The 23,301-nt window shown below is 41.2% G+C and carries 25 protein-coding genes and 1 tRNA gene; 13 read left to right on the top strand and 13 right to left on the bottom strand.

All coding sequences use genetic code 11. From position 1 onward, the window contains the following. Positions 1 to 48 precede the first annotated feature (48 nt). The 4 genes from JKG64_RS11295 to JKG64_RS11280 all read right to left on the bottom strand — a co-directional run bounded on the left by JKG64_RS11295 (position 49) and on the right by JKG64_RS11280 (position 3,499). On the bottom strand, positions 49 to 255 hold the full coding sequence (locus JKG64_RS11295) for a hypothetical protein (RefSeq protein ID WP_210354420.1): 207 nt from the start codon (positions 253 to 255) through the stop codon (positions 49 to 51). 295 nt (positions 256 to 550) lie between these two features. Then, the gene (locus JKG64_RS11290) at positions 551 to 1,252 is read right to left on the bottom strand and encodes a hypothetical protein (RefSeq protein WP_210354419.1); all 702 of its coding nucleotides are present in this window, start codon (positions 1,250 to 1,252) and stop codon (positions 551 to 553) included. 185 nt (positions 1,253 to 1,437) lie between these two features. After that, a complete protein-coding gene (locus JKG64_RS11285) occupies positions 1,438 to 2,583 on the bottom strand; it encodes an MFS transporter (RefSeq protein ID WP_210354418.1) in 1,146 nt (381 codons plus the stop codon). Positions 2,584 to 2,593: 10 nt separating this feature from the next. Then, on the bottom strand, positions 2,594 to 3,499 hold the full coding sequence (locus JKG64_RS11280; RefSeq protein ID WP_210354417.1) for an alpha/beta hydrolase: 906 nt from the start codon (positions 3,497 to 3,499) through the stop codon (positions 2,594 to 2,596). 96 nt (positions 3,500 to 3,595) lie between these two features. Between JKG64_RS11280 and JKG64_RS11275 the strand changes: the two genes are divergently transcribed. The 5 genes from JKG64_RS11275 (at position 3,596) to JKG64_RS11255 (ending at position 7,087) form a co-directional block, all read left to right on the top strand. Next, positions 3,596 to 3,961: a winged helix-turn-helix transcriptional regulator gene (locus tag JKG64_RS11275; protein ID WP_210354416.1), complete on the top strand. Its 366-nt coding sequence runs from the start codon at positions 3,596 to 3,598 to the stop codon at positions 3,959 to 3,961. Between the two features lie 246 nt (positions 3,962 to 4,207). Then, a complete protein-coding gene (locus tag JKG64_RS11270) occupies positions 4,208 to 5,068 on the top strand; it encodes an ABC transporter ATP-binding protein (RefSeq protein ID WP_210354415.1) in 861 nt (286 codons plus the stop codon). After that, the gene (locus tag JKG64_RS11265; RefSeq protein ID WP_210354414.1) at positions 5,055 to 5,858 is read left to right on the top strand and encodes a hypothetical protein; all 804 of its coding nucleotides are present in this window, start codon (positions 5,055 to 5,057) and stop codon (positions 5,856 to 5,858) included. Before JKG64_RS11270 ends, JKG64_RS11265 begins: the two co-directional genes overlap by 14 nt. Next, positions 5,858 to 6,229 carry a GntR family transcriptional regulator gene (locus JKG64_RS11260; RefSeq protein ID WP_210354413.1) on the top strand — a complete coding sequence of 124 codons (372 nt, stop codon included), beginning with the start codon at positions 5,858 to 5,860 and terminating at the stop codon, positions 6,227 to 6,229. Before JKG64_RS11265 ends, JKG64_RS11260 begins: the two co-directional genes overlap by 1 nt. A gap of 12 nt (positions 6,230 to 6,241) precedes the next feature. Next, a complete protein-coding gene (locus tag JKG64_RS11255) occupies positions 6,242 to 7,087 on the top strand; it encodes a hypothetical protein (RefSeq protein ID WP_210354412.1) in 846 nt (281 codons plus the stop codon). Positions 7,088 to 7,151: 64 nt separating this feature from the next. On the opposite strand, the gene JKG64_RS11250 is transcribed toward JKG64_RS11255, so the two are convergent. The 4 genes from JKG64_RS11250 to JKG64_RS11235 all read right to left on the bottom strand — a co-directional run bounded on the left by JKG64_RS11250 (position 7,152) and on the right by JKG64_RS11235 (position 11,260). Beyond that, positions 7,152 to 7,373, bottom strand: a complete 222-nt coding sequence (locus JKG64_RS11250) for a hypothetical protein (RefSeq protein WP_210354411.1) — start codon at positions 7,371 to 7,373, stop codon at positions 7,152 to 7,154. A gap of 3 nt (positions 7,374 to 7,376) precedes the next feature. Then, complete coding sequence (locus JKG64_RS11245) at positions 7,377 to 8,381, bottom strand: SPFH domain-containing protein (RefSeq protein ID WP_210354410.1); 1,005 nt, start codon at positions 8,379 to 8,381, stop codon at positions 7,377 to 7,379. A 3-nt stretch (positions 8,382 to 8,384) separates the two neighbouring features. Continuing rightward, entirely contained in the window at positions 8,385 to 9,758 is a 1,374-nt protein-coding gene (locus tag JKG64_RS11240; RefSeq protein WP_210354409.1) for a hypothetical protein, read from the bottom strand. Between the two features lie 368 nt (positions 9,759 to 10,126). Then, positions 10,127 to 11,260, bottom strand: coding sequence for a lipase family protein (locus JKG64_RS11235; RefSeq protein ID WP_210354408.1), 1,134 nt, complete (start codon positions 11,258 to 11,260; stop codon positions 10,127 to 10,129). A 69-nt stretch (positions 11,261 to 11,329) separates the two neighbouring features. On the opposite strand from JKG64_RS11235, the gene JKG64_RS11230 reads away from it, so the two are divergent. The 5 genes from JKG64_RS11230 to JKG64_RS11210 all read left to right on the top strand — a co-directional run bounded on the left by JKG64_RS11230 (position 11,330) and on the right by JKG64_RS11210 (position 16,976). Then, positions 11,330 to 12,442 carry an MBL fold metallo-hydrolase gene (locus JKG64_RS11230; RefSeq protein WP_246512568.1) on the top strand — a complete coding sequence of 371 codons (1,113 nt, stop codon included), beginning with the start codon at positions 11,330 to 11,332 and terminating at the stop codon, positions 12,440 to 12,442. A gap of 96 nt (positions 12,443 to 12,538) precedes the next feature. Beyond that, complete coding sequence (locus JKG64_RS11225; protein WP_210354407.1) at positions 12,539 to 13,126, top strand: YceI family protein; 588 nt, start codon at positions 12,539 to 12,541, stop codon at positions 13,124 to 13,126. Between the two features lie 135 nt (positions 13,127 to 13,261). Beyond that, complete coding sequence (locus JKG64_RS11220) at positions 13,262 to 13,819, top strand: helix-turn-helix domain-containing protein (protein ID WP_210354406.1); 558 nt, start codon at positions 13,262 to 13,264, stop codon at positions 13,817 to 13,819. Positions 13,820 to 13,828: 9 nt separating this feature from the next. After that, entirely contained in the window at positions 13,829 to 16,018 is a 2,190-nt protein-coding gene (locus JKG64_RS11215) for an FUSC family protein (protein ID WP_210354405.1), read from the top strand. Further along, positions 16,002 to 16,976, top strand: coding sequence for a YpdA family putative bacillithiol disulfide reductase (locus JKG64_RS11210; protein ID WP_210354404.1), 975 nt, complete (start codon positions 16,002 to 16,004; stop codon positions 16,974 to 16,976). Before JKG64_RS11215 ends, JKG64_RS11210 begins: the two co-directional genes overlap by 17 nt. On the opposite strand, the gene JKG64_RS11205 is transcribed toward JKG64_RS11210, so the two are convergent. Continuing rightward, entirely contained in the window at positions 16,966 to 17,574 is a 609-nt protein-coding gene (locus JKG64_RS11205; protein ID WP_210354403.1) for a TetR/AcrR family transcriptional regulator, read from the bottom strand. The genes JKG64_RS11210 and JKG64_RS11205 overlap by 11 nt on opposite strands. Before the next feature lie 119 nt (positions 17,575 to 17,693). Between JKG64_RS11205 and murB the strand changes: the two genes are divergently transcribed. The 3 genes from murB (at position 17,694) to JKG64_RS11190 (ending at position 19,756) form a co-directional block, all read left to right on the top strand. Further along, on the top strand, positions 17,694 to 18,704 hold the full coding sequence (murB, locus tag JKG64_RS11200; RefSeq protein ID WP_210354402.1) for a UDP-N-acetylmuramate dehydrogenase: 1,011 nt from the start codon (positions 17,694 to 17,696) through the stop codon (positions 18,702 to 18,704). Positions 18,705 to 18,979: 275 nt separating this feature from the next. Further along, positions 18,980 to 19,489, top strand: a complete 510-nt coding sequence (locus JKG64_RS11195; protein ID WP_210354401.1) for an RNA polymerase sigma factor — start codon at positions 18,980 to 18,982, stop codon at positions 19,487 to 19,489. Positions 19,490 to 19,507: 18 nt separating this feature from the next. Then, complete coding sequence (locus tag JKG64_RS11190) at positions 19,508 to 19,756, top strand: cytochrome b5 domain-containing protein (RefSeq protein ID WP_210354400.1); 249 nt, start codon at positions 19,508 to 19,510, stop codon at positions 19,754 to 19,756. 29 nt (positions 19,757 to 19,785) lie between these two features. Here the strand turns inward: JKG64_RS11190 and JKG64_RS11185 are convergent, their stop codons facing one another. The 4 genes from JKG64_RS11185 to JKG64_RS11170 form a co-directional block, all read right to left on the bottom strand. Then, on the bottom strand, positions 19,786 to 20,703 hold the full coding sequence (locus JKG64_RS11185; RefSeq protein WP_210354399.1) for a PfkB family carbohydrate kinase: 918 nt from the start codon (positions 20,701 to 20,703) through the stop codon (positions 19,786 to 19,788). Between the two features lie 139 nt (positions 20,704 to 20,842). Beyond that, a tRNA-Asn gene (locus JKG64_RS11180) sits at positions 20,843 to 20,916 on the bottom strand. A 116-nt stretch (positions 20,917 to 21,032) separates the two neighbouring features. Then, a complete protein-coding gene (gene asnB, locus JKG64_RS11175; protein WP_210354398.1) occupies positions 21,033 to 22,700 on the bottom strand; it encodes an asparagine synthase B in 1,668 nt (555 codons plus the stop codon). Positions 22,701 to 22,965: 265 nt separating this feature from the next. After that, positions 22,966 to 23,223, bottom strand: coding sequence for a hypothetical protein (locus JKG64_RS11170; RefSeq protein WP_210354397.1), 258 nt, complete (start codon positions 23,221 to 23,223; stop codon positions 22,966 to 22,968). Positions 23,224 to 23,301: the final 78 nt, after the last annotated feature.

The following is a 23,301-nucleotide window of genomic DNA, read 5'->3' as shown; positions in this document are numbered from 1 at the left end:
GTTTCCCCGATTTGGATGGTCTTTTGCAAAAGTGAAACAATCTTTTTCCTATCGGAGCCCCCCCTTGTTCAGAACATCGCTCATATCCAGGTGTACCTGGATGATTTTTTCGGTATCATTAAGCTCTTCATACCTTGGTAATATCTTTCCGAGCAACTCCAATGATTCTGCATACAATCCCCTTTTGTAAAAAGCATAGGCAATGGAATGACTTGCCTCAGTTTGTCCCCTCTTATAACGTAAATTGACAGCCATACTTTTGGCCTTAACGCCATAATAAAAACAGCTATCCGTATTTCGGGTTCGGTAAAGTACTCCTAGCCTGTTTAAACTGTTGATCAGGTCAACACTGTCTTTGATGAAAGGTAATCCTCGCAATTGCTGCTCTATCTGCCGGATTTGACCTTGTGAGAAGTTGTTACAAACACAAATTAATACCGCAAGGAGCAAACATCGTTTCAGTAGTAAGCAACACATAATTAATTGATACTATTACATAGTCAAAATAAAAAGAATACAATAAGGTAACCTAAAAAGAGCTATCTGCTAGCTATACAAATACTCTTTTTATTTCCTCCATACTTTGGCTAGATCTACTGTATACAATTGATTCACGATCGCCATTGTCCGGTTTCCATCTTTCAACAGTCGTAACCTTATCTTTATGTTGCTTTGTTTCGGAGGAAATCAGCTTTCCCTTTCTGGAATCTGTAAAGCAATCGACAGTGACTTCTACTCCTAGGTATTTCGTTATCATATCTGGTATCTCCTGATACCCCTTGGTCTCGTCTGACACATCTATACAGTTACCTACGGGATCCTTACTGAATAGGCGATTGAGCCACCACTGTCTATCATACTTTGTATAGATGGGTGAGCTATTCAGATAGAACCTAAAACCGCGGTGGATTGTCGTAAAATCACTACTCACAATATAATTGTAATAGATGATAGCTTCGACAGACTCCCAGCTTATAAAACAGCTCTTATCAAACAGCGGCATATCAATACGAAGCCCATCTCTATCGGCAGATAGCTTATTTCGCCTCTCCTCGATTCTCGTTTGCTGTCTCGCAGAGACCGAGAAACCAAACAGTATACCGTAAAGAATAAGCAACGGAAAAAAAGCAAATAGAGAAATGGTAATCCAGCCTGCGACACCGACTTCCCAACCTTGGGTAATAGCAAAAAAAAGGAGAACGAAACCAATTATGGAAAATACGGCCAACGGTAAAATAATAAAGGCTCTCATCTTTTGGGCGACTTCATCGTATTATAAATTTATGAGGTTAAATTAGAAAAAAATCATCAGATCCGGATGCTCAGATCTAATAATTCTTTTTCGCATACGACGGCCTGTATTCACAAAAACACACTTGGTAATCCAAGCGTGTTTTTATTACTGAAAGCTATCAGTAACCTCAGAGTTGCTCTAGCTTAAGGTTTCGTCCTTTCCAAATATAACCTAAGGGCTACCATAGCAAATGCAAGCAGACCAAAAACAAGTGTAATCCACGGTGTAAACTGAATCCCTCTGGTCATAATTACCCAACCTCCTACTGTAGTACCTAATGTAATCCCCATATTACCGAAAGATGTCGCAAGGCTGTTGGCGAATTGCAAAGAGTCAGGTGCCGCAGAGATCATGTAAGTAGAAGCATTGAGAAAACTGGGAGAATACAGAAAGCCCCACAATATAATCACGAAAATTACGGCTATGGTATGGGGCCCCGAAAAATATAGTAAAAGTGGAATCAGGATGGTGCCTGACAAAAACAACACAGTTGTACGGGTTACATTTCTACCAAGCATTTTTCCAGAGATACGATTGGCAATAACGCCAATAATCCCAAAAACAAAGAGCATATAGCTGACCATCGTATTATCCATTCCTTTAGCCTTATTAAGGTATTCGGCAAAATAGCTGTAGGTCGAAAACCATGCTGCTATCATAAAAAAATTCATCGCGGTACTGACTATAAATATAGGCTGACCAAGTATCTTCAACTCACTTCTAAAGGATTTTCTCTCCACAACAGGCATCTTCGGTAGAAAGCAACATATAGCTAATAGAGCAATACCGCTTACAATAGCCTGAACGACAAAAGAATATTCCCATGACCACTGGCTCGCTACCCAAGTTGCAAAGGGAACAGTAGAAACCATCGCTATAGCTACACCACTAAAAACAATGCTCATCAATTCATTTTCATGGTCTTTGTCTCCCTTTGAAACCGCAACAGACAAAGCCGTAGCAATGTAAACGGGTTGTAAAAAAGCAGGCAGTATCCTCACCAGCAGTAACAACCAAAAGGGTGGAGAGAATACGGATATAATTCCCGTAAAAAGGAAAAGAAGGACAGCTATCGTCATAACCTTTTTGCGATCGAACCCCGATGCCAATAAAGTCATAAAAGGCCCAGTCAGTGCGATTACTAAGGCAAAAACACTCAATAACAGCCCTGCTTTATCAATGCTGACGTTGTAATGGTCTGCTATCTGGGGCAGGATGCCGATAACACCAAATTCGGTAGTAATGACAGCGATAAATCCCAGACAACCTATGTAGGCGTATTTCTTCATGATGAAAAGGCTAGCTTTCTATAAAATCAACGATATCTTTCATTAGAGATTTTGCATCATCAATAACCCCACCCATCTGGAAAAAACCATGCGTAGTTCCCCTATAAAGTTTGAGCTTTACGTATACCCCACTTGCTTTTAGTTTTTCGGCATATTGGACTGCTTCATCCTTCAGCGGATCATACTCGGCTATAGCGACAAATGTGGGTGGCAATCCCTCTAGATCATCTGCTAATAAAGGAATAGCATCAGGATTACACGTATCGTCTTCTTTTTGCAGATACCACTCCCATGCCTGGATACCGCCTTTTAAATCCAACAGAGGACCATTCTGAAATTGAGTCCAAGAAGCACTACTCAGTGTATTATCAGTGACAGGGTAAATAAGTAACTGTGCAGCAACTTTGTGCCTGAATTTTCGTGTAATTGTTGCGGCCAATGCACCTCCGGCACTATCTCCAGCTATGATTATTTGATCGGGCCTGACGTGGAGTGATGAAGCATTTTCAATAAGCCATTGTACCGTAAATTCACAATCGTCAAGTCCCTCTGGAAATGGATGCTCTGGCGCAAGCCGATAGGCTACGCTGACAATTACCGATTGTGATAATTTTGCCAACTGACGCAATGGAGTATCATGGGTTTCAAGATTTCCGGCATTGAACCAACCTCCATGAAAATAAATAATAACCGGTAGATCGTTATGATCATCTGGACGGTAAATCCGTACCGGTATGGACTGATTGTTTGTAAGCAATGTGTGCTCTTCGACTAGAAAAACAGCTTCCTTATCTCCTGCTAACGGGATAAACTTTTCATAAAATGCTCTGCCGGATTCCCAAGGATTAAGATCTGTTGGCACCTCAATATGTTGAATATATGCCAAGGCCTTTTTTGTTTGTTCTGATAATATCATACTATTTTCTTTTAAGACAGCAGGCAAATTTATCGGGTATTCCATACATTCGCATAGCATGCGTCTAATTGTGCGGTACAAACAAATTTGTAAGTAATGGGAAAACGAAAAGAAAACTCAACTAACAGCTTAAATGAAAGCTATATCGTAGAAAGTTGCGATCTGACCTATGCTATCTGTAAAATCGGTGGTAGGTGGAAGCTCCTTATACTCTGTCGACTGGAAAATGGAAAATTACGTTTTAGTGAGCTCCGCAATCAGATAACAGGTATAACAGAACGTATGCTCACGTTACAGCTGCGTGAACTAGAAAAGGAAGGCTTAATAACCCGTACCGTACACGCAGAAGTGCCACCAAGAGTAGATTATGAGCTAACGGATATTGCTCTTGAATTAGTCCCTATATGGAAACAGTTAAGCCAGTGGGGGGCAAAGCATAAAAATAGGGTACCAAAGCAATAAGTCATAAAAATACGTCTAGGAAGTAGTACTAATAAAAAAATAATCAACCGTAAATCCTGTCATCCTACATACCGATAATCGGTAAAAATCCGATTATCGCACAAAAATAAGACACCTCACAAGCATCCTATAGCATAATACATAATCACCATTGATCTAAAAAAAGAAATAATATTTTTTGGGTTATTAAAACTATTATTACCTTTGAAGTGTATTACATAAGTAACACACTAATACAATAAAAGTATGATAACCATTAAAAACTTACATTTTAACTATTTAAGAAACAAAAAACCAGTCATTGACAGACTGTGTAGCGTTCTCTTACCGGGACAGATCTATGGTTTATTGGGGCTTAATGGTGCGGGCAAGACCACACTTTTAAAATTAATAGCAGGTATAGCTTTTCCTAAAGAAGGCAAAATTCAAGTATTCGACAAAATACCGAAAGAAAGAAAAATAGACTTTCTTAGTGACATCTATTTTTTTGAAGATGAGGTAAAACTACCTTTTTGGTCATTACAAAAATGGCTAAAAATATATTCTTCTATATATACAAGCTTTGACCATGTGTTATTTGACGAACTCCTCTCCCAATTTGACGTAGATCCAGATATGCACATAAGCAATCTGTCGTACGGGCAGAAAAAGAAATTGAACATCGCTTTTGGATTGGCTACCCGTGCTCGGGTATTATTGATGGATGAACCGACGAATGGATTAGATATCCCCTCGAAAAGTCAACTACGGAAAGTATTGGCCAAACATACGCACGAGGATGCAATCATAATAATATCTACCCATCAAATCAGAGATATACATCCACTGATAGATCATCTGCTGATTTTAAAAGACCATCACTTTGTCGTGGACCAAACGGTTGAACAGCTATCGAAATTATTCAAAGTAACGGCTACACCACAAGAGCAAGATACTGTTATATATTCGGAGGAAAGCCTATATGGCAAAAAGTACGTCGTAAAAACTTTGGACAACCTCGAAGAAAATGTATTCGACATCGAATTGTTCTTTAACGCTATAATGACTAATCCAGACTCAACAACAATCCCTGACCTTAACAATACTAAAACTTATGCATCCATATAATAAAACCAACGCCCTAAAAGTGGTACTTTATGAAATGTGGGCAATGAATAAAAACATCATTATTAGCATTCCGATCATTGTATTTACAATCTTCGCCGCAGCGGGGTTTTGGTCGGGAGCACCGTTCTATGAACAGTTTATAAACAAGGGCGACCTCGACTCTGACGAGTTCTACCAAAGTCTACTACATGGTACTCATGAAGGGAAATTGTTCTCTATGCTGACAATCCCTGCTTTTCTAATGTTGATCTTACATGGGTACCTCATTCAACTCAATAAGAGTTTTAATACACTGACCTACCCCATCAAACCTTCTGAACGCGTGATTGGTATTGGTTTATTTACGGTATTCACCTATCTGTTTACGATTGGATCGATCATATTATTCGATCACTTGTTGGTTTCCTTGTATAAACACCTATATCTTGAAGACACCTTAGCCTATCTGGAGGGTCAAGGTCAATTTTACTATCAGTTTGGTGAATATAGTGTGTTCAATACGATAACGAAATTTCAGTTGTCCATGTTTTCTGCAATAGTACTCATGATTATACCTGCTTATACCCTGTTTGTATTCATGTTCAAAAGATATGCTACGGTAGTATTTCTAATATTAGGCATAGGCACGTATATCTTTTTGATGACTTTCACCGTAAAAAACTCAGATGGAAATATGGTATATACACTTAATGGTATAGCTGTAACCTTATGGCGGTATATCTACTATCTATTTCTGATCTTCATGATATTGCTTAGCTTTTATTATAAACTAAAAGAAAAGGAGCACTAATGCAGTTTAAAGAAGAAAAGGCAATTTATCTCCAGATCGTTGATTTTGTCAAAGAAAAAATATTGAAAGACGAATGGTCTGCGGACCAAAAGATCCTTTCTGTACGGGATCTAGCATCTGAACTGGAGGTTACTCCGAATACCGTAATGCGGGCATATGAGTTATTGCAACAGCAAAACCTAGTATATAACAAACGTGGCCTGGGTCTTTTCGTGGATCCCGCCGCCAAAGCGAAAATAACAGCATTACAAAAGGAACAGTTTATGAATATAGAACTGCCACGGTTTTTCGACCAACTGGAAATACTCGATATTGCCATGGATGAAGTATTAGCGAAGTACAATAACAGAACTAAGGCTACAGACCATTAAAACACTCTTATAATGAAAAAATCAAATATAATCCTACTTCTCAGCATAGTCTTTGCTGTGCTATATTTTCTATGTCCTTCAGTCTTTGGTGTTATCAGCATAGACCAAAAAGGAAACCCTACCGATATTATGTCTAAATTTTGGTTTAACCTATACCCTCGTAATATCAGTCTTGATAGCGACCAAACAATTAGTCATATAAAAATCATTGGCAGCAAAGATGCCACATTATCTTTAGAGATAAACAAAGGAGCTAAACAGCATATGAAGAGTGATGATCAACAGAATTTTGAATATAAACTGTACAAAGACACCTTAGAGATAAAGCTGAAAAATGGAGAAAGCTATCTACATCTAGAACAGCCGATGCCCATACAGTCGATCTCCTGTACGAATAAAGCTGGCCTGAACTTAATACCGGTGCAATCTACAGACAGCCTAGCGCAACTAACTGTAACCTTAGCAGACAATTGTGTGCTCAGAACAGGAGAATACACGAGAAACTATGGAAACGGAACGATCAGTAGAACGTATGGCCCGACAAAAATTAGGAATCTAACACTAAACCTGTCTAATCAATCCAAAGCTTACCTAAATGGAATACAAACGGAAGAATGTACAGCCAATCTAACTGATGCTTTTTTAAATTGTCAGCAAAGTATACACATCGATTCCTTAAAAATACACCTAAGTGGAAAAAGTGCGATTAAAAATATCTATTTGCCTACAGATTCGCGCTGGAATGCAGAAGTCAGACCATCTAATGATCCAAACATCGGACATCTAATGGTATCAGGAGACCAGACTTATTTTAATAAAAAACTTATTCGGCCTGATACACCAATAACAATCAAGTAATATAAGTTATATTCAAAAAAAGCACCGCTCAGAGAGCGGTGCTTTTTTTGAATAGCTGTTTGTATTAATCTTTCTTACCGACGTCCTGCTGGTTCTTTGGACGTGCATATGCAGCACTAAACACCATAGCTAACCCGGTAGCGATGAAAATAACTACAAATACGGAAATAGCCACTTTGACAAGCTGGGTATAATCGACCTCGACCCAGCCCCACATATAGTTGAGCGAAACAAAGCCTACTACAAGTAAGGATACAATGAATAAAAATGTAATAATATGCTTCATGGTCTACAGTTTATTTAAATAATCCTTCTTCTTCTGTTCGAACTCCTCCTGGGTAATTATATTTTCATCCAATAGGAGCTTGAGCTTGCGTAATTGTTCCATCGGATCTACACCGATGGTAGGTTGCGTGACCTCGTCAATGGAATTGCTGAAAACCTTACCCAGACTCATACCTGCACCAAGGCCGACCCCTGCTCCCGCAAGACCGCCTTCATTTCTGGCAGCATCACGGAGAGCTCTTAGTTTTTCGAGCTCGACATAGCTCAGTCCCCCCTCGGAAGCGGCATGACTGTCGGCCGTAATATCTGCAATCTTACCGATACGGGTCTGTGTCTCCTCATCAAATGAGTTGCCTTCGATCCTGAAGTCGCGGAGTACAAGACCAAAGGTTTCAAAATCCGATACAAGCCGATCTCTCATGGTCGTAGACAACCGCGCAATCTCCGCATCGATCTTGGTATAAGGCATTTTCTCTTCTGCAAAACAGGAGGTCAGCACCTGTTGGATACGGGCCTGTATCGCCTCGCGGAATGCTTCGGTACTGTAGGTATCTTGCGAACCGACATATTCTGTAAAAAATCGCCCTGCATCGCTAAGACGGTATGAAAAGTTACCGAAGGCAGATAACTGGATCGGAATCTTATAGTAGTCGTCCATATATTTGATCGGCGAAGACGTACCCCAGCCCTGATTAACGACTTCCGCCTTGCGGTAGAAGTAAAGCCCCATCTTGTGCTCACTCTCAAACAACTGAGCGACTTTGAGCAAGGAGGTGATGAAGGGATGATTGTCCGTACGGATATTGTAAACTCCTTCGGTATCGATCACATCGGTAATCTTGCCTTCATATACCAGAACACATCCTTGTCCTGGAGCAATAATCAATTTACTTGCATTCTTTATTTCGTCTGTCACTGCAGGGTATTTCCACACCAACAATCCAGGAGCCTGAGGCTGCCATTCGATGACTGTAGCAACTTGTTTTTTGAAAAAATTGAATAATCCCATCTTTTACTTTTTAAATAATTCGTCCTTATTTATATCTTTTACAATTGTACCATCGTTGCCCATAATGATCAGCCGATTGGAACGGGCTGTAGAAGCTCTATCATAATAGGCAAATACAAGACCGCCGGCATAGCCATACATGTCTGTATCGAAAGAATAGCTATCACTCGCTGGCGTATAGTTCCACACAATCTTGCCCGTCTCTGTATCTATCTTCTGCAGGTACCTATTACCCTCTGGATTGGCATTGGGCAATCCGGATATATAGACATTAACACTGTCCTGATACTCGATCTTGGCATCAAAATACAAGCGGTCGGGAGTGAGATCTACGAATTTATTAATCCGTGGTTCTTTAAATAGTTTCTTGACATAAGGAAATGAACCGTAATAAACTCCCGATTTCTTGGGGTAGTTATATACCTTTTCCCAGACAACCTGATAGGAATAGGGAAGCATAATAGGATACCCAGGATTGTGCTGATACCAATATTTGAGCAACTGGATTTTCTCGTCCGGATAATCTCTACTTTTTTCAGAAATCGCATACCGTATCAAAGGCTTTGCTCCCGGCAATAAAGATGACATACCTATACCTGCATTACGACGTTCGGAGTGATCTTTATAGATTTTGCGCACCAGAGGGTAATAATAATATTCCTTACCATCATTGGTCATGATCCGGAATCCGTCGCCCTCTACTTCCTGCGTAAATTTTAATGTAGCAATCCCAGATGCAAACTCGGATACCCCTGCAAAAAAGGTCTCGGTTACATCTACGACTTCATTCTTTGCGGGATCGACTTTGAGCACCTTATTACTTTTATCAGCACAGATATAAAGAACGCCATCAGCGAAAGTTCGACTCTGTATATAAAAGTCATCTTTCCATCCTGGTAATAGGATATCGTTGACAATTTTCTCCTTCAAGGGATCATAGAAACGGGCAAAATACTCGGCGTTTTCTCTATCAAAGCTATCCTTACCACGGGCTACGATAAAGAGCAACATTGGATTACTGCTGTTATAAGCCGTAAAAGCCAGGTGTCCCTTGATTCGCTCGACATAGGATTTTTCTTTGGTTGATATGGCTGAATAAACAGCCGTCGATGTACTATTACTACTTCCACAGTTTCGGATTAGACTAATCAGAAAAATGGAAAACAGAAAGCATCCCAATATAATGATAAGTCGTTTTTTAAGTTTTGGATCTAGACCATTGTCTCCGTACTGATGTCTGATATTAACGTTGATATCGTCGTTGTCCAAAAAATACTCGGTACCGCAATGGTTACAGATATAATGGTCCTCTTTAACATTCTGCTTCTTTACACTACCACATTGTGGACATTTCAATGCCTTTATTTGTTTTGCCATGCTCGCTATAACGTATTATGGGATTAAAATTAAAGAAGTCTGATAAGAACGACAAATCGCTTTACAATACGTGCTCAGTATTACGAATAATAAAAGTTATAGAGATATTCATTTAGTTACTTATACTTAACAGATCATAAATCATATATAGATTATCAGTTTGGCTTGTCGTCCTCTTTGCCGGACGGGCAATCCACTTTTTCCTCAAAAGTGGAGCAAAACTCGTCGCTGTACCGTATTGGCACAACGGAGGTGCCTCTCAGTGCTATTACCAATCCGCTAAGGCGACATTAAACGAAAATTTACAGATGGCATATTGTAAGTATTTAAATTAACAGCTCTGAAAAGTTATTAAAAAAACTGACTCTTTACTTGCCATAGGTATGCTTGAGCAGGTAATAGTACACAACCGTCGAGTGATGCAGCATGATCTTAGTCTTATCCTTGCTATAATCAAATTTCTCAAAATAACCACTATCAGGATATAATACTACCTGCTTGCCGGTACGCACATACTCGTTGCTATTGACAAAATCAGGGATCACGAAATCGGGATAATATTTCTTGATCTGCTTACCCGTAAACTTGCCCAGGTATTTTTGATAACGGTCTACCGCTTTTTGCGATGGGTTTGTCATCTTCTTATAAAGTGAGTTAAAAAACAAACGTTTGAAAAAGCTCTGTTTTTTAAGCGTAAAACGTAGGGCGGGTACGGGGTTGACGTCGGGCAGATCGGCAATAGTCTGCACCGTAAAAGGAGACTGTGGCACCCAATCTTCGGTATTAACTACATGCTGTGACCAGCCCTCTCCTACGCTATGCTCATAGTCGTAAGCGAAATAAAGGTTTCCGGGCTTGGGACTTGCACTGGTATATACCTTGATACGCATATCTGCCGGTAGCTTACCTGCTTTTTGCATTTGCAATAGATAAGCACTCATAATATAGGTGATGCCTCCCCCCTGACTATGCCCGGACAGGATAAAATCCTTTACACCGGCCTGATAACAAGAATCTATCTTGGGCAACACATCACGAAGCAGAAAAGCCGAACTGAAGACGTAACCCGCATGTACTGCTGCACGGGGGTGCGCGGCCAAGGTATAGTCAAACTCAAAATCCTTCTCGATATGCAGGACTCCTTTGGCGGGAATCTGTGCGGCAAATAGATTCGCCAGCCAGCTCTCGCCCTCTCGTGTAGAACCCCGGGTACAAATAACAGCAACACGCTCGTCCATAAGCCACAACTGCCAATGATTGACCAGACCGAACTCACCGCTTTTATACAGCAACCTGGATCGCGCCGGTGGCGGAATATATTGGGCCATCTCTGGGCTCTCCGAAAAACGTGAATTAATAGCTAAAATCTCTGTAAACTCGGCCTTGTCAAATCCAGGCTGCAGCACCTGCGCATAGCCACCAAAATAAAGCCCTAGGGTCAGGAAAAAAAATAGAAAAACCCTCTTAAAAGCCAGCGGTATCATCATAAGTATCTTATACATCGTTGTATTTTCCTAAAGTTATGACTTTTAGATTAGAATATTTCGCATAACTTTAGATATTAAGAAGAGATGATAAAGTTTTTAAAACGAAGTATGCAGGTAATCCTAGCCCTCATTGTACTGTTTGTCCTGGCGACACTATTGTACATGCAACACGATAGATTTGGAAAAAACGCCAGTGGCTCACGCTTGGCACTCATGCAGAGCAAACCCAACTATAAGGAGGGAGCTTTTGATAATCTGGAACATACGCCTGCACTGGCCGAAGGAACCAGCTATTCGAAAATGCTAAGGGAGTTTTTCTTTGCCAAGAAGGTGCGTAATATCCCGAAAGACCTGATTCCTGTAGAAAAAAATGATCTCCATCACCTGCCGATAGACAGTAATCTCTATGTATGGTTTGGACACTCATCCTATTATATCCAACTGGATGGAAAAAAGATATTGGTAGACCCGGTATTCAGCAAATATGCTACGCCAGTTCGGGTGAGTGTACGTGCCTTTGAAAGTGAATACAATTATCAGGTAGACGACCTACCAGAAATCGACATCCTTTTTATCACACACGATCACTGGGACCACCTGGACTATAATACCTTTATGAAACTCAAGGACAAGGTCAAACACATTGTGACCGGACTCGGTGTAGGTGCACATCTGGAAAAATGGGGATATCCCGCTGGACAGATCACGGAACTGTATTGGGGAGAGCATGCGGAAATTGATGGGTTCCAGATCCACTCGACCACCGCAAGGCATTTTTCAGGACGTACCTTCAAGCGAAACACAACGTTGTGGTCTTCATTTGTACTGAAAGGCTCTAAACGGATATTTATAGGAGGTGATAGTGGTTATGGCAAGCATTTTAAAGAGATCGGGAATACGCATGGTCCGTTTGACTTTGCGATCTTAGAAAACGGACAGTACAATGCGATGTGGAAATATATACATATGATGCCTGAGGAGGTGATTACTGCAACGCAAGATCTACAGGCTCACTACCTGATCCCGGTACATTCGGCCAAGTTCCCCTTAGCCAACCATGCCTGGGACGAACCCCTAAAGCGGGTGACGGAAGCTGCAACAGCACAACATATAGCGATCGTAACTCCCAAAATAGGTCAAATTGTATCCTTAGAGCAGTATAAATCCTATCCACATTGGTGGGAAGGACTCGAATAAAAACCTATCCTGTTTTTTTTTGTTTATTAATGTAGATTAAGTTTCGTACCAAAAACTTGATCGACCTTTGCAGTGTACAAACAAAAACAAGAAAATATGAAAACTGTATTAAACGTATTTATCGCACTCGTCCTTTTTACGAACATCAGCTTCGCGCAAGTAGGTTGGACTATAGACCCTGCACATACTAATGCTAGGTTTGAGGTCAAACACTTAGGTATCGCTATCGTAGACGGCGCTTTCACCAAACTGGAAGGCACAGTGGAAACAGCAAATGCGACCAACTTTGACAAGGCTAAAGTAAACTTTTCTATTGATGTAAATAGTATTAACACACGTGTACAGATGCGTGATGACCACTTAAAAAGTGACGATTTCTTCAATGCGGAAAAATACCCTAAGATGACGTTGACCAATGCGACCCTCAATCAGGGAAAAGGTGGGTTCGTCCTAACCGGAGATCTGACGATCCGTGATGTCACTAAAAAAGTAACATTCCAGGTGAAACAAAATGGAGGTATCATTACGGATCCTTGGGGCAAAACCCGCGCAGGCTTTACAGCAACAACATCGATCAACCGTTTTGACTACAACATTAAATATAATGACAAGCTTCCTACGGGTGTAGATGCAGTCGCTCCAACAGTAGAAATCATTGTCTATGTAGAGGCTGTAAAAAACTAGTCGTCTCGCTATAATCCAGTTAGCGGATTATCTACAAATTGCCTTTATATGCAAGCTTTCAATATTGCATATAAAGGCAATTTTCGTTAAGTTTATACTCGAAAAACAATCTAAACAAAAATAGAAGAGGTACAAATGGAATTAGCTGTCAAGAATATGGTATGTAAGCGTTGTGTATCGGCAGTGGAGGACATTCTTAACCAACTGGAGATCCCTTTTTCAAACGTACAGCTAGGTACGATCCAATTTGAATCGGCTATACCGGAAAAGCAGACCGAGCGGATTCGTGCCGCACTGGAAAACATCGGGTTTGAGCTCATTGAGGATCCCAAAGACAACTTAATAAAAGAAGTAAAAACACTGCTGATTGAACTGGTCAGTGCCTTAGATACGGAATCGATCAAGCTATCGGTTTATCTCAGCGAAAAACTGGGGATCAACTATCACAACATAAGCTCGGTATTCTCCCAACAGGAAGGAATTACCATAGAAAAGTATTATATACAGCTGAAAATTGAAAAGGCTAAGGAGCTGCTCTCTTACAATGAACTGTCCTTGAAAGAAATCGCCTATCGCCTAAACTATAGTAGTGTGGCACACCTCAGTAAACAGTTTAAGGAAATTGTAGGGGTATCTGCCTCGACTTTCCGCTCTGACAAAAAAATGGACAGAAAATACCTAGACCAGCTTTAGCAGACCAATATGAGAAAGACGGAAGAGATAACCAGTTTTTTTTACAGTCAATACTTTGCTGAAGGACTACGGATCACGATGGGTACGATTATCCCGGTGGTGATATGTGCCTTCTTTGGTGAATTCAAAACAGGTACGCTCATTTCCTTAGGTGCACTGATCGTTGGACTATCCGATACACCAGGGGCTCCCCGACACCGAAAATTCGGGATGGCCTACTGTACCCTATTAGGTAGTGTAACGATTCTCATTACAGCACTATGTAACGGCATTCTGCCTTTGATGACGGTTATTATAGCTATACTGGCCTTTCTATTTTCTATGCTAGCGGTATTCAATACCCGTGCCGCTACGATTGGCACTATGTGTCTGCTGATCATGCTTATTAATGTAGATGACGTACATACCCTGAAAGAGGAAATGACCTATCTCGTCTATTTCTTGATCGGCGCCTCCTGGTATATGCTCATCAGCTTTTCGATCATGCAGGTACGCCCCTATCGACTGGCACAACAGGAGCTGTCAGAGACTATACTCCAAGTAGCAGAGTACCTCCGACTAAAGGCTAACTTCTATGACACACGCATAGGAGTAGACGACAATTATATCAAGCTTATAGAAAGCCAGATAGCCGTCAACTCGCATCAGGAGAATGTAAGGGATATCCTGTTCCGTAGTAAACGATCCATAAAGGATACGACCAAAGAAGGTCGCTTTCTTTCCTTAATATTCAATGATGTCATCGATCTCTTCGAACAGAGCATGACTACGCATTATGATTACGACAAGGTAAGGATAAACTATGGCCCATCAGGTATATTGGACAATATCAAAGGGGTGATCCTGAAAGCGACACATGAACTGGATAATATCGCCTACAAGATCAACGCCAACCGTATCCCAAAACCTATATACGATCTGGAAGCGGAAATCGACAAGCTCCGAGTTGCAGTAGACGAGTTTGATAAGTCCTCTGAACAGAGTGCGATCCCCCTGAAGAAGATATTGATCAATATCCGGACGATCACCAAGCATATCCGGGATATATACAACTATGGTCAATTTAAGTCTGTCAGTGTCGAAAAAGAGGAAATACAGCATAGCCGTAAGTTTTTAAGAAATGAGGCCCTCAACTGGGAAAAATTCAGGGACAACCTTAGTTTAAACTCCAGTAACTTCAGACATGCACTACGTATGTCGATTATGCTTTCCGGAACATACCTCACGCTCAATCTGATCAACTACCCTCACTTTGGGATGTACTGGATATTACTGACCATACTCGTCATCTTGAAGCCTGGTTTTGGACTGACAAAGGAACGAAATGTACAGCGATTGATCGGAACGGTAATCGGTGGTATCCTAGGAGGTATTGTACTGGTCATGATACCGGACCTCACGGCACGATTCATTATTTTGATCATCTTCTTCCTAATTGCCTATAGTTTATTCCGCGTCAACTATATCATGGCAGTAATCTTTATGACGCCCTATGTACTGATCATGCTCAGTTTTACTGGGGTCAATACCCTAGAGATGGCGCAAGAGCGGATCCTAGATACTTTCATAGGAGGCTCCCTAGCCTTTTTATCCAGTTACATTATCTTTCCGAACTGGGAAAGCTTCCAGATCCGTACCAATATCCGGGGCTTATTAATAGCGAATTACCACTACCTTGCGCAAGCTGTACGGGTATTGTCTGGTAATATGGATGATATTACATCATATAAACTGGCCCGCAAGGAAGTATACATCGCCTCTGCCAATATGGGCTCTACTTTTCAGCGTCTACTGACCGAACCCAAGTGGAGACAGAATGTAACCAAAGAAGTAAACCGTTTTGTAATCCTGAATCACGTATTTTCTTCGTACACCGCGACCCTAATGACGCAACTACAGGATGCAGATGACCATCATTTCAATAATGCACACCTTAGGCAGCTCTATAAAGCGCTAGGGACTTTAGAGAAAACAATTGCGTTAGTTAGTCAGGAAGAAGACACTCCATTCCAACCGTTCAAAGGAATAGAACGGCTAGATACGGAGGAAACCGAAAGTGATGATGCACGACTCATCACAGAGCAATTGCAATTTCTCATAAAAATAGCAACAGATATACAGAAAATAACAGCGGACCTCATCACTAAAAGTGAAGACCTAGAACGTATAAAACCACCTGCAAATGGAGAAACTGTATGATGTCCTGATTATAGGGGCTGGACCTATAGGACTGGCCTGCGGAATCGCAGCAAAAAATGAAAACCTGGATTACCTCATTCTGGATAAAGGATGCCTGGTCAACTCGCTGTACCGCTATCCGGTAAATATGACGTTTTTCTCTACGGCCGAAAAGCTTGAAATCGGCAATGTGCCTTTTGTATCTACCAATCCGAAGCCCAAACGCGCCGAAGCACTGGAATATTACCGGAGGGCCTATACCCACTTTGACTTAAACATCAGGCTGTTTGAAGAGGTGATAAGTTGCACTAAGGTAGGTGACATTTTTCAGGTACAATCTTCAAAAGGAAATTATAAGGCCAAAAGCATTATTGTGGCCACAGGCTTTTATGATATCCCGATGTACCTGAATATCCCGGGAGAAAATCTAGCTAAAGTAAGTCATTACTATAACGACCCGCACTATTATGCCGGGCAACGTGTAGTAGTGGTAGGTGCCAGCAACTCTTCTATCGATGCGGCTTTAGAAACCTATAGAAAAGGGGCTAAAGTAACATTGGTAATCCGCGGGAATGAAATCAGCCCTAGGGTAAAATATTGGGTAAAACCGGACATTGAAAATAGAATTACCGCAGGAGAGATCGATGTACGCTACAACAGTAACCTCACAAAAATAGAGGAACAGCAGGTGCATATCAGCGGGCCAAAAGGAACAGAAACCATTGCGAACGACTTTGTAATCGCCCTCACGGGGTACCGTCCTAATTTTGAGCTATTGCGTCGCTTCAATATCGATATTCCGGAAGTAGCACCAATGATACCCAACCACAACCCGGCCACAATGGAAACCAATATCAAAGGTCTGTACCTTGCGGGGGTAGTATGTGGTGGATTGAATACCCACCTATGGTTTATCGAAAACTCAAGAATACACGCTGATCTGATTGTCGCCTCGATCCGGGCTAAGACTAAGCCTTAAGTCCACGGATGAAAATCGTTGCCATTTTCTTTTGCATGGCGAGGATAGCATCAAATTCTTCCTTATCGGGAATAAAGCTACTCTTTAGATCTTTGACTACGACTAGACGCATACCCATAGACGAAAACAGGAAAATCTTGGAGATTTCCTCTAGATCGACATCCATCAGTTCGCCCCGCTCCACTCCCTGACGAAAAACACTACGGATTATCTCTTTTTGGCTCTCGAAGGAATCAATCAAAAGCTGGTCGAGCTCCGAAGATAAATCTTTGCGCATGAGAACCGTATATTCGAGAATGTAGTAATACTTCTTCACGAATTCCATACGTTTTTCCAATACGATAACAATGGACTCGGAAACAGAAACGATAGATTTTAGGGAGTTGGTAATATCTTCTTCCAGCTCTTCCATCACATGCTCAAGGACAGCGGCATACAAACTATTTTTATCGGGGAAATAGTAATATAAAAGGGCTTTTGAAAAGGAAAGATCTTTAGCGATCTCAGCCATTGTCGTCTTGGCCATTCCATAGTGTGCAAATCTCCGCTTGGCCGTTTCTAAAATCTTCAGTCGCTTTTCATCTGCATTTTTCGGCATATTCGAAATAAAATAAGTTTGTTCAAATCGTACGCTTTATTGCTATCTTTACGCAACAAAACGATTAAAGGTAGTACTTTAATTTGAATTTCTAAAAGTAAAAGTCAAATCAATACTCTGTGGACGTATTAAGCAACATCTCTTTAAAGAATCTAAACACCTTTGGTGTACCATCTATAGCCAAAAATTTCATCGAGATACGAGAAGAAAAAATACTTACAAACCTCTACAGGAAAGGCTATTTCCAACAAAAATTCCTTATTCTCGGTGGCGGCAGCAATATGCTGTTCACAAAGGACTTTGACGGCACCGTCATCAAAGTAGCCAATACAGGTATACAGCACTTTATCGAAGGTTCGCACATATTTGTTACAGCCGCAGGTGGCGAAGTATGGAATGATTTGGTCTGGTATTGCATAGAACATAACTTTCCGGGGCTAGAGAACATGGCACTAATCCCAGGCACTGTAGGTGCTTCACCTGTGCAGAATATTGGTGCTTACGGCACAGAACTGATGCATGTATTCTATAGCTGCCGTGCATTCGACACACGCACAGGCGAGTTTAAGACATTCACCAATAAAGAGTGTGCTTTCACCTATAGGGACAGTATATTCAAGAGTAAATATAAAGGTCGTTTTATCATCTTGTCCGTAACCTATAGATTACACCTACATGCCAAACTCAATACCAGCTACGGAGCAATAGAGTCTGAGCTTAAACAAAGAGGTATCACTGCACCAACAATCAAAGATGTCGCAGAGGTCGTATCTCATATACGTGTTGAAAAACTCCCTGACCCCAGCACCATAGGAAATGCAGGTAGTTTTTTTAAGAACCCCATTATTCCGAACCAACAACTAAATGATTTGCTCCTGCGGCATCCAACGCTAGTTTTTTACCCAGTAGGAAACAACGAATCCAAGGTAGCAGCCGGCTGGCTCATCGAACAGGCGGGATGGAAGGGCAAAGAAATCGGAGAAGTCGCCGTCTGGAAGAACCAAGCTCTGGTCCTAACCAACAAAGGAGAGGCCACAGGACAAGCAATTTTTGATGTATCCACACGGATCATTGAATCTGTATTTCAGGAGTTTGGTATTAAATTAGAACGGGAAGTGAACATTTTCTAAAAAAGTTTTCCACATTTCTTAATAACTTCTCAAAAACAAAAACGCAAAATATGCGTTAGAATAATCGTGAGCGTAGTTTTTGACTAAAATTTACCCTATAATAACAAAAATTTAATATTTCTCAATAAAAACTAGCACAGTCTTTGCTATTCATTTACCGAACTGCAGTTCATTTAATAAACTGAGAGAGCCGGTATATTTTCTGTACCTCGGGAGGGAAGCCATCGTTTTGGAATAAAAACGAATTATTGTAATAACGAATAAACACTACCGCTATGAACAGAATGGAATTTAACAACCTTGTGACTCAGCATTCGATTTCGTTAAAGTCTTATGCCCGAAATTTCACCAAGGATCAGGATGACGCAAATGACTTAGTACAAGACACTTTAGTAAAAGCGATTACCTATTTCAAGAACTTCAGGGATGGAACCAATCTCAAAGGTTGGCTCTACACCATCATGAAAAACACCTTTATTAACAATTACCGCAGGATTACCAAAACCAACACTTTCATTACACAAGAAGAGGAAATCTCTCCATCAAATCTACTTGTTTCGGCCACGATGAATAATGGCGAAAACAAGTTTATCATGGAGGACATCAACACAGCTCTCACCATGCTGTCGGAAGACTACTACACCCCATTTACAATGTATTTTGAGGGGTACAAGTACCATGAAATAGCCGAACACCTGGACATTCCAATAGGTACGGTAAAAACGAGGATACACGTAGCACGTAAAATGATGAAAAAATCGCTATCTGCCTATAAAATCAATTGAGTTCTGTAGTTTTGCACCATGATAATAGATGGTGAAGAACTCCCCTACTATACAAAAGGACAACTGGCTCTGAGAAACGGTCAGGACAAGCCTGCCATATGGGTCGCTTATCAGGGCCTGATATATGACGTATCTACTAGTAGACTATGGAAGAGGGGTATGCACTATGAGCACTGGGCAGGGCAAGATCTAACTGCAGAATTGGCTGACGCACCTCATACAGAAAGTGTATTTCAAAAATTCCCGGTGGTGGGCCGCTTAGGTTAAGCAATATATAAAAGGAGATAAGCGAATTGCTATTCGCTTATCTCGAATTTTGAAAGGGAAATAAAATCCTGTATCCGGTTACGGATCTCGTCCTGTGTCAAGTTCTGCAAGCGCTCGGTACCAAACCGTTCTACACAAAAGGAAGCCATAGTAGAACCATAAATAACAGCATTCTTCATATTAGAAAAATTGACCGTATTCACACGCGCCAGATAACCAATAAAACCGCCCGCAAATGCATCGCCCGCACCGGTTGGATCAAAGACTTCCGCAAGTGGCAATGCCGGTGCAGAAAAGATCTGTCCCTCACCAAATAACAGAGCACCGTGTTCACCTTTCTTAATAATTAAATATTTCGGACCTAACTCTATTATCTTTTGAGCAGCTTTGACCAAGGAGTATTCGCCAGAAAGTTGTCTCGCCTCAGCATCATTAATCGTCAATACATCAACTTTTTTCAAAACGAGCTTAAGATCATCCAAAGCAACGTTCATCCAATAGTTCATCGTATCTAAAACAACCAACTTAGGTTTATTCTGAAGACGGGCCAAGGTATCCATCTGCACCTGAGGAGTCAGATTCCCCAACAACAGATAACTGCAATCTTGGTAAGACGCTGGTATCTTAGGATCAAAATCGGCCAACACATTCAAGTCTGTCGCCAAGGTATCCCGACTGTTCATATCATTATGATATCTGCCGGACCAAAAAAAGGTTTTTCCACCAGCAACGACCTCTATCCCTGAAGTATCAATATTCTCGCCTTTAAAAAGATCCATATTGTCTCCGAAATCATCACCAACAACACTGATCAGCTTCACATTATCGTACAAAAAAGAAGCGGCCAATCCAGCAAAGGTTGCTGCACCTCCAACAATCTTATCTGTATCTCCAAAAGGTGTTTTGATAGCGTCAAAGGCCACCGTACCGACAATAACCAAACTCATGATCTGTACATTATACGTAAAACAAAACTTTCATGATTCCTTTGGATCACCAACAGACATGAAAGTTCTTGATGTCCATTAAGATTAAATACTTTAAGAAAAAAAAAACCGACTAATAATAGTCGGTTTCACTTTTTCGCTCCTGAAGCTGGGCTCGAACCAGCGACCCTCTGATTAACAGTCAGATGCTCTAACCAACTGAGCTATTCAGGAATCATATTAGAAGTACTTCCTTCTAAAGTGACACAAAGATACAGCTTAGACTAGAGTTTTCCAAAATATTTTTACATTTTATGCGTTTATTTAATCATAGGCTAGCTTATCACAGACTAACCTACTCGTTTTAAACCACTTTGAGAATCCGCATTGACATAACTTTCTTTATGCACATGAGCTACCGCCCGACCGGAAGGGTCATTCACCCCCTGAAACGAGGCATCCCACAACAACGCTTCCGGCGTACTGCAGGCTACCGACTTGACGGAAGGCACCGTGCTGGCCGCTGTAGTCGACGGAAAATGTGATTCAAATATCGTACGGTAATAGTATTCTTCTTTGTTCTTGGGTGTATTGATAGGATAGCGCAAACTAACCATCTCAAAATCCGAGTCGGCAACTAATGCTTCTGCCTGGACTTTTAGGGTATCAATCCAGCTGTAACCAACACCGTCAGAAAACTGCTCCTTCTGCCGCCAAGCTATAGCCTCAGGAAGATAATCCTCAAATGCCCTGCGCAACACCCACTTTTCCATTCTTTGTTCGCTGATCATTTTATCCGCAGGGTGGAGACGCATAGCGACGTCCATAAATTCCTTATCCAAAAAGGGCACTCTTCCCTCTACGCCCCAGGCGGCAAGGGATTTATTGGCCCGTAGGCAGTCGTATAGATAGAGTTTTTTCAACTTACGCACTGTTTCCTCGTGAAACTCCTGCGCATTGGGCGCCTTATGAAAATAGAGGTAGCCTCCAAACAACTCGTCTGATCCTTCGCCTGACAACACCATCTTAATCCCCAAAGACTTGATAGCCCGCGCTAAAAGATACATCGGAGTCGACGCTCTTACCGTAGTGACGTCGTAGGTCTCTAGGTGATAAATTACATCCCGTATGGCATCCAATCCCTCTTGAATTGTAAAATTGATCTCGTGATGGATTGTACCAATGTGATCGGCGGCACGCTGAGCCGCCAAAAGATCAGGCGCTCCCTTGAGGCCGACCGCAAATGAATGCAATTGAGATGAGGCGTACTTTTGGGCTATCGCCGCAATAACAGATGAATCTAAACCTCCAGACAGCAGTACGCCATAGGGCACGTCGGACATCAGCTGCCGCTGTACCGCCTCTTCTAATGCAGGACGAAGTACGTTGTAATCCGCCACGCTAGCAGAGACCGCATCAAATGATTCCCAATCACGGAAATACCAGCGCTGAGGTTCCCCACTCTCGCTTCGGCTATACAGCTGACTGCCTGGAGGGAACTGATCCATATCTACGCAAAACCCTTCGAGAGACTTTAGCTCGGAAGCCACAAAAAGTTGCCCCAACTTGTCGCGACCGTAATATAAAGGGATAATCCCCATATGATCACGGGCAATAAAATAAGAACCATCGCGGGAATCGTAAAGTGCAAAACTGAAAATACCATTAAGCTCTTCGACGAAAGAAATCCCGCGCTGAAGATAGAGTGCTAGTATAACCTCTGAATCAGATGCTGTCTTAAAATCGTAGTCCGGCAAGGATCTTCGCAACTCTTGATGATTGTAGATCTCACCATTGACAACCAATACAACTTGCCCATCGCTACTATACAAGGGTTGACTACCCGACTGGGGATCGACTATTGCAAGGCGCTCATGCGCCAAGACTGCTGCTTCTGTACTGAACACACCTGACCAATCCGGTCCGCGGTGACGGATCCGTTTAGCCATCTCCAGCACGCGGGATCTGATTGCCGACCCGGACTCTACTAAATCAAATGCTCCTATTATTCCACACATAATATTCTTGTTTAATGCTCTTTATTATTAATGACAGAACAAAGAAACAAAATGATTTACAAAAATCATAACAATATTTAAATATTGTTATGATTTTTGTAAATAAACAAAATTAATACTATCGAATATTCATTAAAATAATAATTCTAACGAAATTGTCGCAATTAAGAATCGGTTAAGAAAAAAATAGAGGGCATAAAAAAAGGCAATGTCTTTACGACACTGCCCTTCTCTTATTATTAGGATATTATTCTTTTTGTATAAGCTATTTTTTGCTTCCGAAACCTAAGATTCCAAAAACGACTTTGAATGCAATAAGGGTAGCAATAATAACAGAAACGTTTGCGATCAATGAAAACAAGAAAGTATATTGATCCAATGCGCTAATCACATCGGGTACAAATCTTACAAAAACGCCAAACAAACCAATAATAATGGCGATAGTCAACGTAACGTAATAATGCGTTTGGTTGGCATTGTTATCTGTTTTTTTAGGCTGTCTATGTGCTGCTGTATTTTCCATGATATTGTATACTATTTTTTCTTTCGCCAAAGGTACAAAGTATATCTACATTTTAAAAATATTTTGACGATTTAAAAC

Origin of the sequence: Sphingobacterium tabacisoli, from assembly GCF_017908035.1 — a bacterium.
GTDB lineage: Bacteria > Bacteroidota > Bacteroidia > Sphingobacteriales > Sphingobacteriaceae > Sphingobacterium > Sphingobacterium tabacisoli.
The sequence above is the reverse complement of the archived record's forward strand: the minus strand, read 5'-3'. Positions and strand labels throughout refer to the sequence as shown.